Origin of the sequence: Micromonospora sp. NPDC047738 (assembly GCF_040642675.1) — a bacterium.
Lineage (GTDB): Bacteria > Actinomycetota > Actinomycetes > Mycobacteriales > Micromonosporaceae > Micromonospora.
This window is the reverse complement of record NZ_JBEYSO010000050.1, coordinates 1-12,856: the sequence shown is the minus strand read 5'-3', so window position 1 is coordinate 12,856 and position 12,856 is coordinate 1. Positions and strand designations below refer to the sequence as shown.

The following is a 12,856-nucleotide window of genomic DNA, read 5'->3' as shown; positions in this document are numbered from 1 at the left end:
CCCGGCCCGAAACCGGCTGGCCGGAAGCCACCCTCGGCCCGCATCCTGGCCGGCATGACCGTACGGGAGTTGACCGCCGCCGACTGGCCGCAGCTGTGGCCGATGCTGCGCGACATGGGCGTCGGCGACGAGCCCGCCGAGACGCACCGGGAGCGCTTCCTGCGCCTGCTCGCCGACCCGCGCTGGGCGCTGCTCGGCGCGGTGGACGCCGGCGGGCTGACCGGGTACGCCGCCGCCCAGGATCACGGCCCGCACCTGCGCTCCGGCGACACGCACCGGACCGCGCGCCTGCACGACCTCTACGTACGGCCGGACCGGCGCCGGCACGGGGTGGGCCGGGCGCTGCTCGCGGCGGTGACGCGGTGGGCCGCCGGGCGGGCCCGCTACCTGGAGTGGCAGGCGCACCGGGAGCGGGCGGCGCCCTTCTACGAGCGGCTCGGCCACCGCGGCGAGCCCTGCCCGCAACCCGAGTACCCGACCTTCATCGTCGACCTCGGCCCGCGCTGAACCTCACGGAAGCGGATGGGAGATGCCCCGGGCGTGGTCGGTGATGGCCGCGCCGACCACGGTGGCGGTCAGCGGCAGCACCTCCAGGCAGCGGCGCACCGCCGCGCCCATCAGCGGGTTCGGCACCCGCATGGAGAGCGTGCAGTGCGGCACCCAGCGTCCCGGCTGGTAGTGCTCGACCAGCCCGATCCCGGCCCGGGCCAGCCGCTGGTGCACCTGGGCGTGGTGGGCCAGCAATTCGGCGGTCGGGGCCGGCCCGAGCCACAGCACCCGCCCGACGAACTGTCCCGCGTGCTGGAACTCCAGCCGCAACGGCGCGGCCACCACCATCCCGGCGAGCGCCTCGGCCACCCGCTCCGGGTCGAACCGGGGCGCCACCGCGAGCGAGACGTGCGGGCGGTGCCGCTGCTCCAGGAGCGACCGCATACTTTGCACGCCCTCGGACTCCAGCGCGTCCCAGAGCACCCGGATCCGCCGGGTGGCGTCCGTGTCGAGATACAGCTCCAGCGCCGCGACCACGCGATCACCCTAAGAGGTGAGGTTTGCCCGGCCCGGTGGGCGGTACTGCCCCGGTGGCACCGACGGCGAGGAGCGTGGACGAGTGGACGTGAACGACCTGCTGACCGAGGCGTACGACCGGCTGCCCGATCTGGTGGCGGCGGCGGTCGACGGGCTGAGCCCGGAGCAGCTGTGCCAGCCTCCGGCGCCCGGGGCGAACACGGTGGGCTGGCTGGTCTGGCACCTGACCCGGATCCAGGATCACGGCGTCGCCGACCTGCTGGGGGAGGAGCAGATCTGGGTCACCGGCGACTGGGCGCTGAGCTTCGGGCTGACCGCCGACCCGGACGACACCGGCTTCGGGTACGGCCCCGAACAGGTCGCCACCGTACGGCCGGAGAACGGTCAGGTGCTCCTCGACTACCACGTGGCGGTGGTCGACCGGACCCGGCGGTATCTGCGCGGGGTGCGCCCCGCCGACCTGGACCGGGTGGTCGACCTGAACTGGGACCCGCCGGTCACCCTCGGCGTGCGACTGGTGAGCCTGCTGGACGACGATCTGCAGCACGCCGGTCAGGCCGCGTACGTGCGCGGGCTCGTCGAGCGGGGCTGACCGCCACCCGCGCGCGGCTGAACCCCGGTCACCGCTGCCCCGCCGTGGTCTCCTCCGCCGGCCCGGAGGATCCCGCGGCGGCGGGCCGGGCCGCGACGGCCCCGGCGGGGGCGGGGACCGCTCGGATACGCCGCGCCAGCCCCTTGTCGACGCCGACGAACAGGAGCCCGAGCAGCCAGAACGCGAACGCGAAACCGAGCGAGCTGAGCCCCACCCCGTCGTAGCCGAGCTGACCGGCGTCCACGAACGGATACGGGTAGCGGTGCACGATCAGGCCGCGCACCAGGGCGAACCCAAGGTACGCCAGCGGGAACGCCAGCCACCAGGCCGCGTAGCGGAGGCGCAGCCGGCCGCGCTGGTCGAACAGCACCCAGTCGGCGAGCGCGAGTAGTGGCACGACGGTGTGCAGGAACTGGTTGCCCAGCGCTTCGCCGAGCGCCCGGTCGGGCTGGGCCATCGCGAACGGGCTGGCCGGGTTCGCCAGCACCAGGTGGTAGACCACCCCGGTGATGGTGATGTAGAGAGTCACCGCACCCTTGAGCACGGACGGTGGCTCCGGCCGGTCGTGCCAGCACCGCCAGGCGGCGTATCCGGCGAACCCGCCGACCGCCACGTTGCTCTGGATGGTGAAGTAGGGCAGCAGCCCGGTCACCGTGGCCGGGCCGAGGGCGGTGAGCACGATGCCGGCCACCACGCTGAGCACGGTGGCCAGGCGAAAGAGGATCGCCAGCCGGCGACGCCGCGGGGTCACCGGGGCAAGCTATCAGCCCGGCCGCCGCAGGTCGCCGGCCCGAGGTGCGCCGGCCGAACGGGACCGCCGGCACTGGCAGCGCCGCGCGACCGGACGGGGCATCCGGGGCCACGTGCCCGGCCGTTCAGCGCAGGGTCGGGCGGACCGGGGCGGACAGGTGCACGGACGGACCCGCCGGGCGGATCGCCGGCGGCCCCGTGACGGCCGGGGTGGCGGCGGTGGTTGCCGGGCCACCGGCCGGCTGGCCGGTAGCGGGTCCGGTGGGCGGGCTGTCGGTCCGCTCTTTCGTCCCGTTGCTGGCACCCTTTTTCTTGTCCAGCGCGTCGAGCAGCCGCTCGCAGTAGCCGGTGACCTTGTCCCGGCCGCCGGCGGTCGAGACCAGGTCGGCGAAGCTCGGCGTCTCCAGCACGCGCCGCCGCTGTTCGGCTGCCTTCACGAGGTACGCGCGGCAGAGCCCGGTGAGGCGAGCCGATGTGCTCGGCTGGCCGGTCGGACCGGCGGTCGGGCTGGGTGCGGCGGCCGGGGTGGGCGAGGCACCCGGCCCGGTGGTCGGCGAGCCCGGCAACCCGGCCCCGGCCTTCGGCGTCGCGGTGGTCTCGGCACCACCGCTGATCGGCGCCGGCAGCGTGTCAGTGGCGGCGGCGAGCGCCACGCCACCGGTGGCGGCGGCCAGCAGCGCGGCGAGCGCGATCTTCGCGCTGAGCAGGCTGGCGACGAACCCCTGCCCGGGGCGGGGTGCCGCCGGGAGCAGTCCGGCGCGCGCCGTGCGGAACGCCTGGAGGGCGGCCGCCTCGCCGCCGAGTTCGTGCGGGCGGGCGGCGACGCGGACGGCGGCGAGGAGCCGGAGGAGCACCTCGGGAACGTCCTGCGCGTCGGCGCCCGGACCGACGAGCAATCGCTCGACGGTCTCCTGGTCCATCCGGTGTGTGGTCATCTCGTGTCCCTCAGCGCCGCCACGCTTCGTGACGTCACATGGAAACCTCCGCCGGTAACCCGAACCGGGCGTGAGACCGCTCACCTGCCTCGGGTGGTCACCCCATCGTCTTCGCCCCGTCGATCGACTCGCGGATGATGTCCGCGTGGCCGGCGTGCTGCGCGGTCTCGGCGATCAGGTGCAGCAGCACCCGGCGCACCGACCAGCTCGCCCCCGGCTCGAACCACGGCGCGACCGGCAGTGGGTGCGCCTGGTCCAGGTCGACGGTGGCGATCAGGACGTCGGTCTCGGCGGCCACCCGGTCGAACTCGGCGAGCAACCCGGCCACCGTGTCGCTCTCGGTCATCCGGAACTGGCCGACCCAGTCGACCGGCTCGCTCTCCATCGCTTCGGCGCCGCCCACGGCGAACCGCATCCACCGCTCCTCGACGACCGCCACGTGCTTGATCAGCCCGCCGAGGCAGAGCTCGCTCACCGTGCTGCGCCGGGCCGCCTGCTCGTCGGTCATGCCCTCGACGGTCTGCCGCAGGAAGCCACGGTGTCGGCGCAGCGTCGTGAGCAGGTCGGCCCGCTCACCGGTGAGGACCTGGTCGGAGACGCTCATATTGTCCGCCTTTCGCTTGATGACCGCGGCCACCGTACGACGGCCTACCGACAGTTTCCGGCTTCCACCCGGGACCGTCCCGGTTGCCGATTCGTCCGGTTGGCGGTGCACTGAATGACATGGGTGTCATCAAGGTGGGCACGTCATCCTGGGCCGACCAGTCGCTGGTGCGCTCCGGCTGGTATCCCCGCGCGGTCAACACCCCCGCGGGCCGCCTCGGCTTCTACGCCGAGCGGTTCGGGCTGGTCGAGGCGGACACGTCGTACTACGCGATCCCATTGCCGGAGACGGCGGCGGGCTGGGTGGCCGCCACCCCGCCGGGGTTCACCTTCGACGTCAAGGCGTTCCGCCTCTTCACCGGCCACCACACCCCGGTCGCGGCGCTGCCCCGCGAGCTGCGGCCGGCCGGCGGGCCGAGCCTGATCCGCTGGCGGGACCTGCCCGCCGGGGCGTACGACGAACTCTGGGACCGGTTCCACGCGGCGCTGGCGCCGCTCGCGGCGGCCGACCGGCTCGGCACCGTGCTGCTGCAGTTCCCGCCCTGGCTGGCCCGCGGCGACGCCGCCAAACGGCGGATCCGGGAGACGGCCCGGCGGTGCCTGCCCTGGCCGGTCTGCGTCGAGCTGCGGCACTCCTCGTGGTTCAGCGAGGAAGCGGTGGTGGACACCGTGACCTTCCTGCGCGAGCAGGGGCTCGGCTACGTCTGCGTGGACATGCCGCAGGGCCATGTCTCCTCGGTGCCGCCGATCCTGATCACCACCGCCGACCTCGCGGTGGTCCGGTTCCACGGGCACAGCACGGCCTGGAAGAGCGGCGACAGGCAGGACAGATTCCCCTACGCCTACGGCGAGGAGGAACTGCGGCACTGGTCCGAGCTGCTGCGTGAACTGGCCGACCAGTGCGCCGAGCTGCACGTCCTGATGAACAACTGCTGCGGCGACCAGGCCCAACGGGACGCCGCCCGGCTCGCCGAACTGCTCGGCGTCGAGGCCGTCCGGGAGCGGGCCGGCGCGGGATCCTGACCCCGAGCCGAGCGAGGCCCGGCGGGGCTCGCTCCGTGCGTCGGGTCGTCAGCGGGCGTCGGTGTCGTCGCCACCACGCCCGTACCGGCTCAGCCGCGCCGCCGGACGCCCTCCGGGTGCATGCCGGTGGCCTCCTCCAGCGCGTTGTCCGGCAGGTCGCCCTCGGCGCTGTCGTCCGGAAAGGTCCGGGCGGACGGCGCCGGATCCGGCGGCGCGCCCGGTCCGGCCTCAGCGGTGCGGGTCGGCTCCACCGACCCGAAGCCGTGCCGCCCGGCCGCCGGCCCGCCCGCCGCCGCCCCGCGCGCCCGGCGCTCACCCCGCCGGCCCTCCGGGACCGCGGGCTCCTCGCTACCCTCGTCCATCGGCGAGTCCTGGCCCGCGCCCCACGGCGGGTCGGCGTCGAAACCGTCCGTGGTGCCCCACGGCTTGCTCGCCTCGGGCCCTCGCCCCTCGCCCGTCCCCGGTCGTTTCTTGCTGCTCATCGCCACCTCACCCTGGCTGGGTTCCCGTGCCCGCGCTGAATGCCCGCCACCTGCCCGGTCATGCCGGATCGGCGTCCGCGAGCGGCCGGCGGCGCACGTCGTTGTGCGCCCGCCGGCCGCTCGGCGGGTCAACGGCCGGCCGTGACCAGGTGCCGCGTGGCCGCGCCCATCGCGGCGACCTTGGCGATCGTCCTCGGCGAGCCCAGGGCGACCTTGCCGATCTTCGGCGCGCCCTTGCCGGCAACCTTCCCGATCTTCGGAGCGCCCATCGCGGCGACCCGCAGGCCGGCGATCTTGCCGATCTTCGGAGCAGTCATCCCGACTGCCTTGCCAAGCTTCGGCCCGCCCATCGCGATGACCTTGCCGGCCATCCTCGGCCGGGTGATCACCCCGCCGGCCCGGCCGAGCATGCCCCGGAGCACCTGGCCCGGCTTCTGTTGCTCGCTCATGTACGCGGTCACCACCACCAGCGCGCCGGTCAGCGCCGGCACCGCCCACTGGAGCAGCTTCATCTGCCGCTGGCAGGAGGCCACGCTCGCCGGGGTCTGATAGCTCGGCTCGGTGATCCCCTCGACGGGCGGCCCGCCCGCCCGCTCCAGCTTCTTGCCGAGCATCCGGCTGTAGCCGGTGACCGCCAGCGCGCCCACGGTCAGCGCGGTCTTCACCGCGCTGATCTTCCCCACCCCGGACTGCACCGCCATCCGTGGGCTCTCGGTGACCATTTCGCCGACCGCGCCGGCCAGGTGGGCGCCGATCGCCGCCGCGTTGACCGGGGTCCAGCGCGCCCAGCCCGCCGAGGCCACCGGCAGCCGCTGCGTCGAGTCGTCGACCCGAGCCGCCGCCGCGTTGACGCCGAGCGCGCCCATCAGCGAGCCGCCGAACCATGCCGCCAGGCCCAGATCGTGCATCGACCGCAACGCGGTGTGCCGTTCGGACATCTGATCCCCCTCCGCCGTGTTCGGGCGGTGCGGCATACCCACGTTCCGGCCGGCTACGCCCCCGATCGCGCCCGTCCGGCGGACCCGGCGTGCCGCCCGGCCACCGGTCAGCGGCGCGGCAGGGTGGCGGCGAACGCGGCGACCCGGGCGGCCAGCGGGGTCGCGGCGCGTACCCAGGTGAAATGGTCCAGCGGGCCGCCGGCCTCGGCCACTGTGTAGCGGTGTCGGGTCACCGGCGCGGCGGTGAGCTTGCCGCAGAGGTGGTCCAGGGTCTCGTGCGGGGTGTACTGATCGTCGTCCACGCTCACCGCGAGGACCGGCGTACGCACCCGGCGGACCGCCGCCTCGGCGTCGACCCCGTCGAGCACCGGGAACCGGCCGGTCCGGGCGGTGTACGCCCAGTCCCGGATCACCCCGCGGGCCTGCCGGCCGCCGAACCCCCAGCCCGGCCACACGCCGAGCAGCCGGGCCACCGCCGCGATCCCCTGGGTGTACGCCAACACCCCCCAGCCGCGCAGCCCCGGGTATCCGCGCCACCAGGGCAGGCCGACCGCCACCAGGGCCAGCCCGTCCGCCGCGTCCGCGTCTTGCAGGGCCTGGTGCAGCAGCGCGACCTGGCCGCCGAGGGAGTGCCCGAGCAGCAGCCGGGTACGGCCGTCCAGCCGGGGCTTGAGCGCGTCGAGCACGGCGCCGACGTCAACGACCAGTTCGGGGTAGCCGTAGCGGCAGGTGCGCGCGGGAGCCGGAGTGCTCTCGCCGGTGCCCCGCAGGTCGACCACGACGACGGCGAGCCCGGCGCCGCGCAGCGCGGCGGCGAAGGGGCGGTAGTAGCGGGCCCGCACCCCCATCGCCGGCCAGAGCACCACCACCGGCGCGCCGGGCGGCCCGTCCGGCTCCGGGTAGACCTGCACGCCGATCCGCGCCCCGTCGACGTCGACGAACTCCTGCGTGTACTCCCCGCTCACCGGCTCAGGGTACGGCGGCAGGCTACCGGCGGGTAGCCGAGGGGGTGCCGCACCCGGCCGCCGGTCCGGTCGGCGCGGACCGGTCCGTCCCGTCCCGGGCGGCCGGGACGAGCCGCCCCACCGCGCCGGGAAAGGCCCGTTCGACCCGGTCGACGGCTGCCAGCACCGCGGGCACCGCCAGCTCGGCCAGCGCCGGGTGGAGCCCGTCCCCGGGCGGCCGCGGCCCCGCCCAGAGCGCCTGATGCCACGGCCGGTCCGGCGGCGGGCCCCAGAGCGCGGGCGAAACCGGGCCGAAGAGCAGCACCGACGGGGTGCCGTAGGCGGTGGCCAGGTGGCCGATGCCGGTGTCGCCGGCGAGCACCAGCCGGGCGTGGGCCACCAGGGCGGCCAGCTCGCCGAGGCCGGTCCGCCCGGCCAACACCGCCGCCGGCGGCAGCGCGGCGCCGCGGGCCACCTCCTCGGCGATGCCCCGCTCACCGGGGCTGCCGGTCACCACCACCCGGTGGCCGCGCGCGGTCAGCTCCCGGGCCACCGCCGCGAAGCGCGCCGGTGGCCAGCGCCGCTCGGCGGCCTTCGCCCCGGGGTGGACGATGCTGACCTCGCTGGGCTGCGCACCGGGTCCGGGGCGGCGCAGCGCCAGGTCCGTCCGGTCGGCCGGGATGCCGTACCAGGCCAGCAGCCGGCACCACCGGTCCACCTCGTGCTCGTCCGCCCGCCACGGTGGACCGTCGTGGTGCCCGGCCTCGGCGTTGGCGAAGGCGAGCAGCCGGCCGGGCCCGACCTCGGCCAGCATCCGGTGCGACCGCGGGCCCCGGCCGTGCAGGTTCACCGCCAGCGTGGCCGCCGGTCCGGACCACCCCAGGCGGCCCAGCCCGTCCGCCTCGACCAGCCGGTCCACCCCGCCGACCAGCGCGACCAGCGGCGCCAGCCAGCGCGGCGCGACCAGCGCCAGCTCATGACCGGGGTACGCGGCGCGCAGCGCGCGCAGCGCCGGCACCCCGGTGGCGAGGTCGCCGACGCCGAGCGCGCGGAGCACGAGGATCACGGGTACGAGGACTCCTGCTCGGCGCAGACCACCAGCTCGCGTACCGCGCAGCCCGGCGGCTGGGCGAGGGCGAACAGCACCGCCGCCGCGGTGTCGGCCGGGTCGTTGAGGTTCGCGTCGGGGCCGGGCCGGTACTTCTCGTCCCGGTCGTCGAAGAACGCCGTCCGCATGCCACCGGGGATCAGCAGCGTCACGCCGACCGTCCCGGCCAGCTCGGCGGCGAGCGCCCGGGTGAAGCCGACCACCCCGAACTTCGCCGCGCAGTACGCGGTGGCGTCGCTGACCGCCTTGACGCCCAGCGTGGACGCCACGGTGACCACCGTGCCGTGCCCGCGTTCCAGGTACGGCACGGCCGCCCGGACCACCGCGGCGGTGCCGAGCAGGTTGATCGTCACGATCCGGTCCCAGGTGTCGCCCGGCACGTCGGCCAGCCGCCCCGGCACGTCCACGCCGGCGGCGGTCACCACACCGTCGAGCCCGCCGGCCTGCTCGGCGAGCTGGCGGGCGGCCGCCTCCGCGGCGCGGGTATCGGCGAGGTCGCAGTCGACCCAGGGCACCCCGTCGGCCGGCGCCTGCCGGTCCAGCACGTACGGCCGTCCGCCGGCCTTGGCGACCGCGGTCACCACCGCCGCGCCCAGGCCGCTCGACCCGCCGGTCACGAGAATCGCCTTTCCATCCAGGTCCCTGGTCATGCCAGCACTCCGCTTCGCTCCGTGCCGCCATGAGGCACCACTGCCCTGCGTTGATGATTCGCTCGTTGACGCTCGCTCATACGGCTCCCTTGACGAGGTGGAGGCCGCGCTGGCACGCGGCGGAGATGGTGCCGGTGGTGGACCGGCCGGCCAGGTAGGGGACGGTGACGACCCGGCCGCCCCAGCGGTGGACCAGATCCGCCTCGGGCAGCTCCGGCCCGCCGTCCCCGGCGTAGTCGCCGCCCTTTACCCACACGTCGGGCCGCAGCCGGGCCAGCACCCGGTGCGGGGTGGGCTCGTCGAACACCAGCACGCCGTCGACACAGTCCAGGGCGGCCAGCAGCCGGACCCGATCCGCCTCCGGGTTGACCGGGCGCTCCGGCCCCTTCAGCCCGCGTACGCTGCGGTCGGAGTTCAGGCAGACCACCAGGCAGTCGCCGAGACGGCGGGCCGCCTGGAGGGTGGCGACGTGCCCGGCGTGCAGGATGTCGAAGCAGCCGCCGGTGGCGACGACGGTGCCGCCGTCGGCGCGTACCGCAGCCACCAGCTCCTCGGCGGTGCGGGCGGCGGCGGGTGTCGGGGGCTGCGCCGGCTCGCGGTGCAGGCCGGCCGCCCCGCCCGCCGCCACGTACGCCGACGCGGCGGCCACCGCCGCGCCGACCGCCTCGGAGACCAGCGCCCCGTCGCCGAGCGCCAGGGCGGCGGTGGCGGCGAACCGGTCGCCTGCGCCGCAGGTGTCCTCGATCCGGTCCGGAATGGACGGTGGCGGCACGACTAGCGGGGTGCTGCCGGCGTGGCAGAGCGCCGCGCCGTCCGGACCCATGGTCACCGCGACCGCGCCGACCCGCCAGCGGCGCCGCAGCTCGTGCCCGGCCCGGGTCGCGGTGGACAGCGCCGAGCCGGCCCCCGCGTCGCCGGTGAGCTGCCGCAGCTCGGCGAGGTTCGGCGTGGTCAGCCGGGCCCCGGCCACGGCGGCCGGGCCGCGCGGGTGCGGGTCCCACACCACCGGGGCGGACGCCTCGGCGAGCGCGGCGCGCAGCGCCGGCTGCCGGACCAGGCCGCGACCGTAGTCGCTGACCAGGATGGCCCGGGCCTGGGACAGCACCTCCAGCACCGCCTCCGGCGGCTCGCCGGGGGGCTGCGGGCCGCCGCCCCGGTCCAGCCGGAGCAGCGTCTGTCCGCCCGCCCGCAGCCGGATCTTCTCGGCGGTCGCGCCGGGCAGGTGCATCGGATAGACCGCCACCCCTGCTTCGGCCAACAACTCGGCCAGGCGGGCCCCACCGGCGTCGTCGGCGAGCGCGGTCACCAGCGCGACCTCGGTGTCCTGGGCGGCGGCGAGCAGCGCGGCCAGGCCGGCCCCGCCGGGCCGGTCCACGGCGGTGCGCTCGTCCAGCACCGGTACGGGGGCGTCCGGGCAGACCCGGTTCACCGTGCCCGTCACGTCCCGGTCCAGCAGGGCGTCGCCGACCACGACGAGCGGCCCGCTCACCGCTCCACCCAGCCGGTGCCGGTGGACCCGTTGCGGTGGTGCCCGTTCCGCCCGTGGCCGTCGACGCTGTGGCCCGTGCCGCGGTGTCCGTTGGCGGTGTGCCTGTTCGCGCGTTGCCCGTTGGCGGTGTGTCCGTTCGCGGTGTGCCCGTCGCGGAGGACCGGGACGAGCGGTGGTGCCCACCCATCGGCGCTGGTGCCCCGGGACGCGGTCACGGTCGTCGTGGGCAGCTGCCGGATCAAGGGGAGGGCCTGGTCGACGTACTCGCAGAGCAGGTGGGTGGCGACCAGGTGCAGCTCCTGCACCACCTGGCTGTCCGATGACGGGACGGCGAGGGTTTCGTGGCAGGTGTCGGCGAGTGGGTTGGGTGTCGGGCCGGTGAAGGCCCAGCAGCGCAGTCCGGTCTCGTGTGCGGCGTGGGCGGCGGTGAGCAGGTTGGTGCTGGTGCCGCTGGTGGTCAGGAGCAGGAGGATGTCGTCGGGTCGGCCGTGGGCGCGGACCTGGCGGGCGAAGACCTCGTTGTAGCCGTAGTCGTTGCCGATGGCGGTGAGGGCGGAGGTTTCGGCGTGCAGGGCGATGGCGGACAGGGGTTCCCGGTCGTCGCGGAGTTTGCCGACGAGTTCGGCGGTGAGGTGCTGGGCCTCCGCGGCGCTGCCCCCGTTGCCCGCGACGAGGATCCGTCCGCCCCGGGCGAGCGTCCAGGCCAGCTCCGTGCCCCAGTCGGCGAGCCGCTCGGCCTCCCGCCGGAACGGCAGCAGCGCCGCCGCCAGCCCGGACAGGTGCGCGTCGATCATGTCGCCCCGGGTCATCAGGCCACCGCCCGGGCGGGACGGGCGACCGTGGTCACCGTGGCGTAGACCGCGCTGAGTTGTTCGGCGCAGCGCTTCCACGAGTACCGGCTCCGGATCCGATCCAGCGCCGCCGTGGCGTACGCGAAGCGGCGTACCTTGTCGGTGAGCAGCCGGCGGATCGCGGTGGCCAGCGCGCGGGGGTCGCGCGGCGGCACCAGGTCGCCGGTGAGCCCGTCGACGACGGTGTCGGCGATGCCGCCGACGTTGCTGCCGATCACCGGTACGCCGCAGGCCATCCCCTCCAACGGGGTGAGCCCGAACGGCTCGTACCAGGGCGTGGCCACCAGCACGTCGGCCGAGCGGTACCAGCCGGCCATCTCCTCCCGGGGCACCCCGCCGACCAGCCGGACCCGGTCGGCGACCCCGCAGGACTCGGCGAGCGCCCGCAGCCGCCGCGCGAAGGCGTCGGCGGGCAGCAGCTCGGCCGGCGGGCCGCCGACCACCACGCACTCGGCATCCGGCACCGCGGGCAGCGCCCGGACCACGTCCAGGAAGCCCTTGCGCTCCACCAGCCGACCGGCCGTGAGGATGCGCGGCCTGGCCGGGTCGCGCGGCGCGGCCGGGCCGTCAGGGTGGAACACGCGCTGGTTGACGCCGGAGGGGACCAGCGCCATCCGGGACCGGGGTACGCCCATCCGGACCAGCTCGGCCACCTCGTCGCTGCACTGCACGACGACCCGGTCGACGGCCCGCCCGAGCGCCCGTTCGTAGCCGATCCGTCCTGGTGGGCTGGTGTCCCGGGCGCCCTGGTAGCGGCGCTTCACCGTGCCGAGCGCGTGGTACGTGAGCACGGTCGGCACCCCGGTCCGCCGGCCCGCGTGCACGGTGGCCAGTCCGCTCATCCAGAAGTGTGCGTGGGCCACCTCCGGGGTCCAGCCGTCGCGCCGCCAGGTGTCGGCCAGCCAGCTGCCGAACTCACCCATGTACGGCAGCAGTTCGTCCTTCGGGACCCGCCGTGGCGGCCCGGCCGGCACGTGGCAGACGTAGTAGCCGTCCGGGGTGGACACGGCGTCGGGCAGGGTGGGGGAGTCGCGGCGGGTGTAGACGCGGACGTCGTGTCCCTCGCTGGCCAGCGCGGCCGCGAGTTCCGCCACGTGGGTGTTCTGGCCGCCGGCGTCTTCCTCTCCGAGGACGGCGAGCGGGCTGGCGTGCTCCGAGATCATCGCGATGCGCATGTTTCCTCCTCCATCAGCCGGTCCCAGTCGGCGAGGAACCGGTAGAGCCCGAAGCGTTCCTTCGTCACCTCGCGCGCCCGCGCCCCGAGCCGGTACGCCGCATCGCGGTCCTCGGCGAGCCAGCGGGCCGCCTCGACCAGCGCGTCCACCCGGGTGGAGAGCACCCCCGCGTCGGGCGGCACGGCGTCCACCGCCTCGGTGGTGGCGAGTGCCACCACGGGCATGCCCATGGTCATTGCCTCGATCAGGCTCAGTCCGAGGGATGTCCAGCGGCACAGGTGCAGGTATGC

General features: G+C 75.6%; 15 protein-coding genes and 1 pseudogene. 3 read left to right on the top strand and 13 right to left on the bottom strand.

Going from position 1 to position 12,856, the window contains the following annotated elements; genetic code table 11:
* The first annotated feature begins 54 nt into the window (after positions 1 to 54).
* Entirely contained in the window at positions 55 to 507 is a 453-nt protein-coding gene (locus ABZ783_RS35475) for a GNAT family N-acetyltransferase (protein WP_357446901.1), read from the top strand.
* Positions 508 to 510: 3 nt separating this feature from the next.
* Here the strand turns inward: ABZ783_RS35475 and ABZ783_RS35470 are convergent, their stop codons facing one another.
* The gene (locus tag ABZ783_RS35470) at positions 511 to 1,026 is read right to left on the bottom strand and encodes a 2'-5' RNA ligase family protein (RefSeq protein WP_357446898.1); all 516 of its coding nucleotides are present in this window, start codon (positions 1,024 to 1,026) and stop codon (positions 511 to 513) included.
* An 82-nt stretch (positions 1,027 to 1,108) separates the two neighbouring features.
* Here ABZ783_RS35470 and ABZ783_RS35465 point away from each other — a divergent pair, with 82 nt between their 5' ends.
* Positions 1,109 to 1,618 carry a DinB family protein gene (locus ABZ783_RS35465; RefSeq protein ID WP_357446895.1) on the top strand — a complete coding sequence of 170 codons (510 nt, stop codon included), beginning with the start codon at positions 1,109 to 1,111 and terminating at the stop codon, positions 1,616 to 1,618.
* Positions 1,619 to 1,646: 28 nt separating this feature from the next.
* On the opposite strand, the gene ABZ783_RS35460 is transcribed toward ABZ783_RS35465, so the two are convergent.
* The 3 genes from ABZ783_RS35460 to ABZ783_RS35450 form a co-directional block, all read right to left on the bottom strand.
* Positions 1,647 to 2,369, bottom strand: a complete 723-nt coding sequence (locus ABZ783_RS35460) for a Pr6Pr family membrane protein (RefSeq protein ID WP_357446892.1) — start codon at positions 2,367 to 2,369, stop codon at positions 1,647 to 1,649.
* A gap of 124 nt (positions 2,370 to 2,493) precedes the next feature.
* Entirely contained in the window at positions 2,494 to 3,303 is an 810-nt protein-coding gene (locus tag ABZ783_RS35455; protein WP_357446890.1) for a hypothetical protein, read from the bottom strand.
* A gap of 97 nt (positions 3,304 to 3,400) precedes the next feature.
* A complete protein-coding gene (locus ABZ783_RS35450) occupies positions 3,401 to 3,907 on the bottom strand; it encodes a DinB family protein (RefSeq protein WP_357446887.1) in 507 nt (168 codons plus the stop codon).
* Positions 3,908 to 4,026: 119 nt separating this feature from the next.
* Between ABZ783_RS35450 and ABZ783_RS35445 the strand changes: the two genes are divergently transcribed.
* The gene (locus tag ABZ783_RS35445) at positions 4,027 to 4,929 is read left to right on the top strand and encodes a DUF72 domain-containing protein (RefSeq protein WP_357446884.1); all 903 of its coding nucleotides are present in this window, start codon (positions 4,027 to 4,029) and stop codon (positions 4,927 to 4,929) included.
* Positions 4,930 to 5,018: 89 nt separating this feature from the next.
* On the opposite strand, the gene ABZ783_RS35440 is transcribed toward ABZ783_RS35445, so the two are convergent.
* The 9 genes and pseudogenes from ABZ783_RS35440 to ABZ783_RS35400 form a co-directional block, all read right to left on the bottom strand.
* Positions 5,019 to 5,411 carry a hypothetical protein gene (locus tag ABZ783_RS35440; protein WP_073838218.1) on the bottom strand — a complete coding sequence of 131 codons (393 nt, stop codon included), beginning with the start codon at positions 5,409 to 5,411 and terminating at the stop codon, positions 5,019 to 5,021.
* A gap of 128 nt (positions 5,412 to 5,539) precedes the next feature.
* Complete coding sequence (locus ABZ783_RS35435) at positions 5,540 to 6,349, bottom strand: hypothetical protein (RefSeq protein WP_357446881.1); 810 nt, start codon at positions 6,347 to 6,349, stop codon at positions 5,540 to 5,542.
* A gap of 107 nt (positions 6,350 to 6,456) precedes the next feature.
* A complete protein-coding gene (locus ABZ783_RS35430; RefSeq protein WP_357446878.1) occupies positions 6,457 to 7,314 on the bottom strand; it encodes an alpha/beta fold hydrolase in 858 nt (285 codons plus the stop codon).
* A 133-nt stretch (positions 7,315 to 7,447) separates the two neighbouring features.
* Positions 7,448 to 8,359: pseudogene (locus ABZ783_RS35425) on the bottom strand (glycosyltransferase family 9 protein); the annotation flags it as partial.
* The gene (locus ABZ783_RS35420) at positions 8,356 to 9,051 is read right to left on the bottom strand and encodes an SDR family oxidoreductase (protein ID WP_357446875.1); all 696 of its coding nucleotides are present in this window, start codon (positions 9,049 to 9,051) and stop codon (positions 8,356 to 8,358) included. The pseudogene ABZ783_RS35425 and the gene ABZ783_RS35420, both read right to left, overlap by 4 nt.
* 76 nt (positions 9,052 to 9,127) lie before the next feature.
* Complete coding sequence (locus ABZ783_RS35415) at positions 9,128 to 10,540, bottom strand: PfkB family carbohydrate kinase (protein ID WP_357446873.1); 1,413 nt, start codon at positions 10,538 to 10,540, stop codon at positions 9,128 to 9,130.
* Positions 10,537 to 11,349, bottom strand: a complete 813-nt coding sequence (locus ABZ783_RS35410; protein WP_357446870.1) for an SIS domain-containing protein — start codon at positions 11,347 to 11,349, stop codon at positions 10,537 to 10,539. Before ABZ783_RS35410 ends, ABZ783_RS35415 begins: the two co-directional genes overlap by 4 nt.
* Positions 11,349 to 12,566 carry a glycosyltransferase gene (locus ABZ783_RS35405; protein ID WP_357446867.1) on the bottom strand — a complete coding sequence of 406 codons (1,218 nt, stop codon included), beginning with the start codon at positions 12,564 to 12,566 and terminating at the stop codon, positions 11,349 to 11,351. The genes ABZ783_RS35410 and ABZ783_RS35405 overlap by 1 nt, the downstream gene beginning before the upstream one ends.
* Positions 12,551 to 12,856 (bottom strand): glycosyltransferase (locus ABZ783_RS35400; RefSeq protein ID WP_357446864.1); only part of this gene is annotated, 306 nt, incomplete at its 5' end. The genes ABZ783_RS35400 and ABZ783_RS35405, both read right to left, overlap by 16 nt.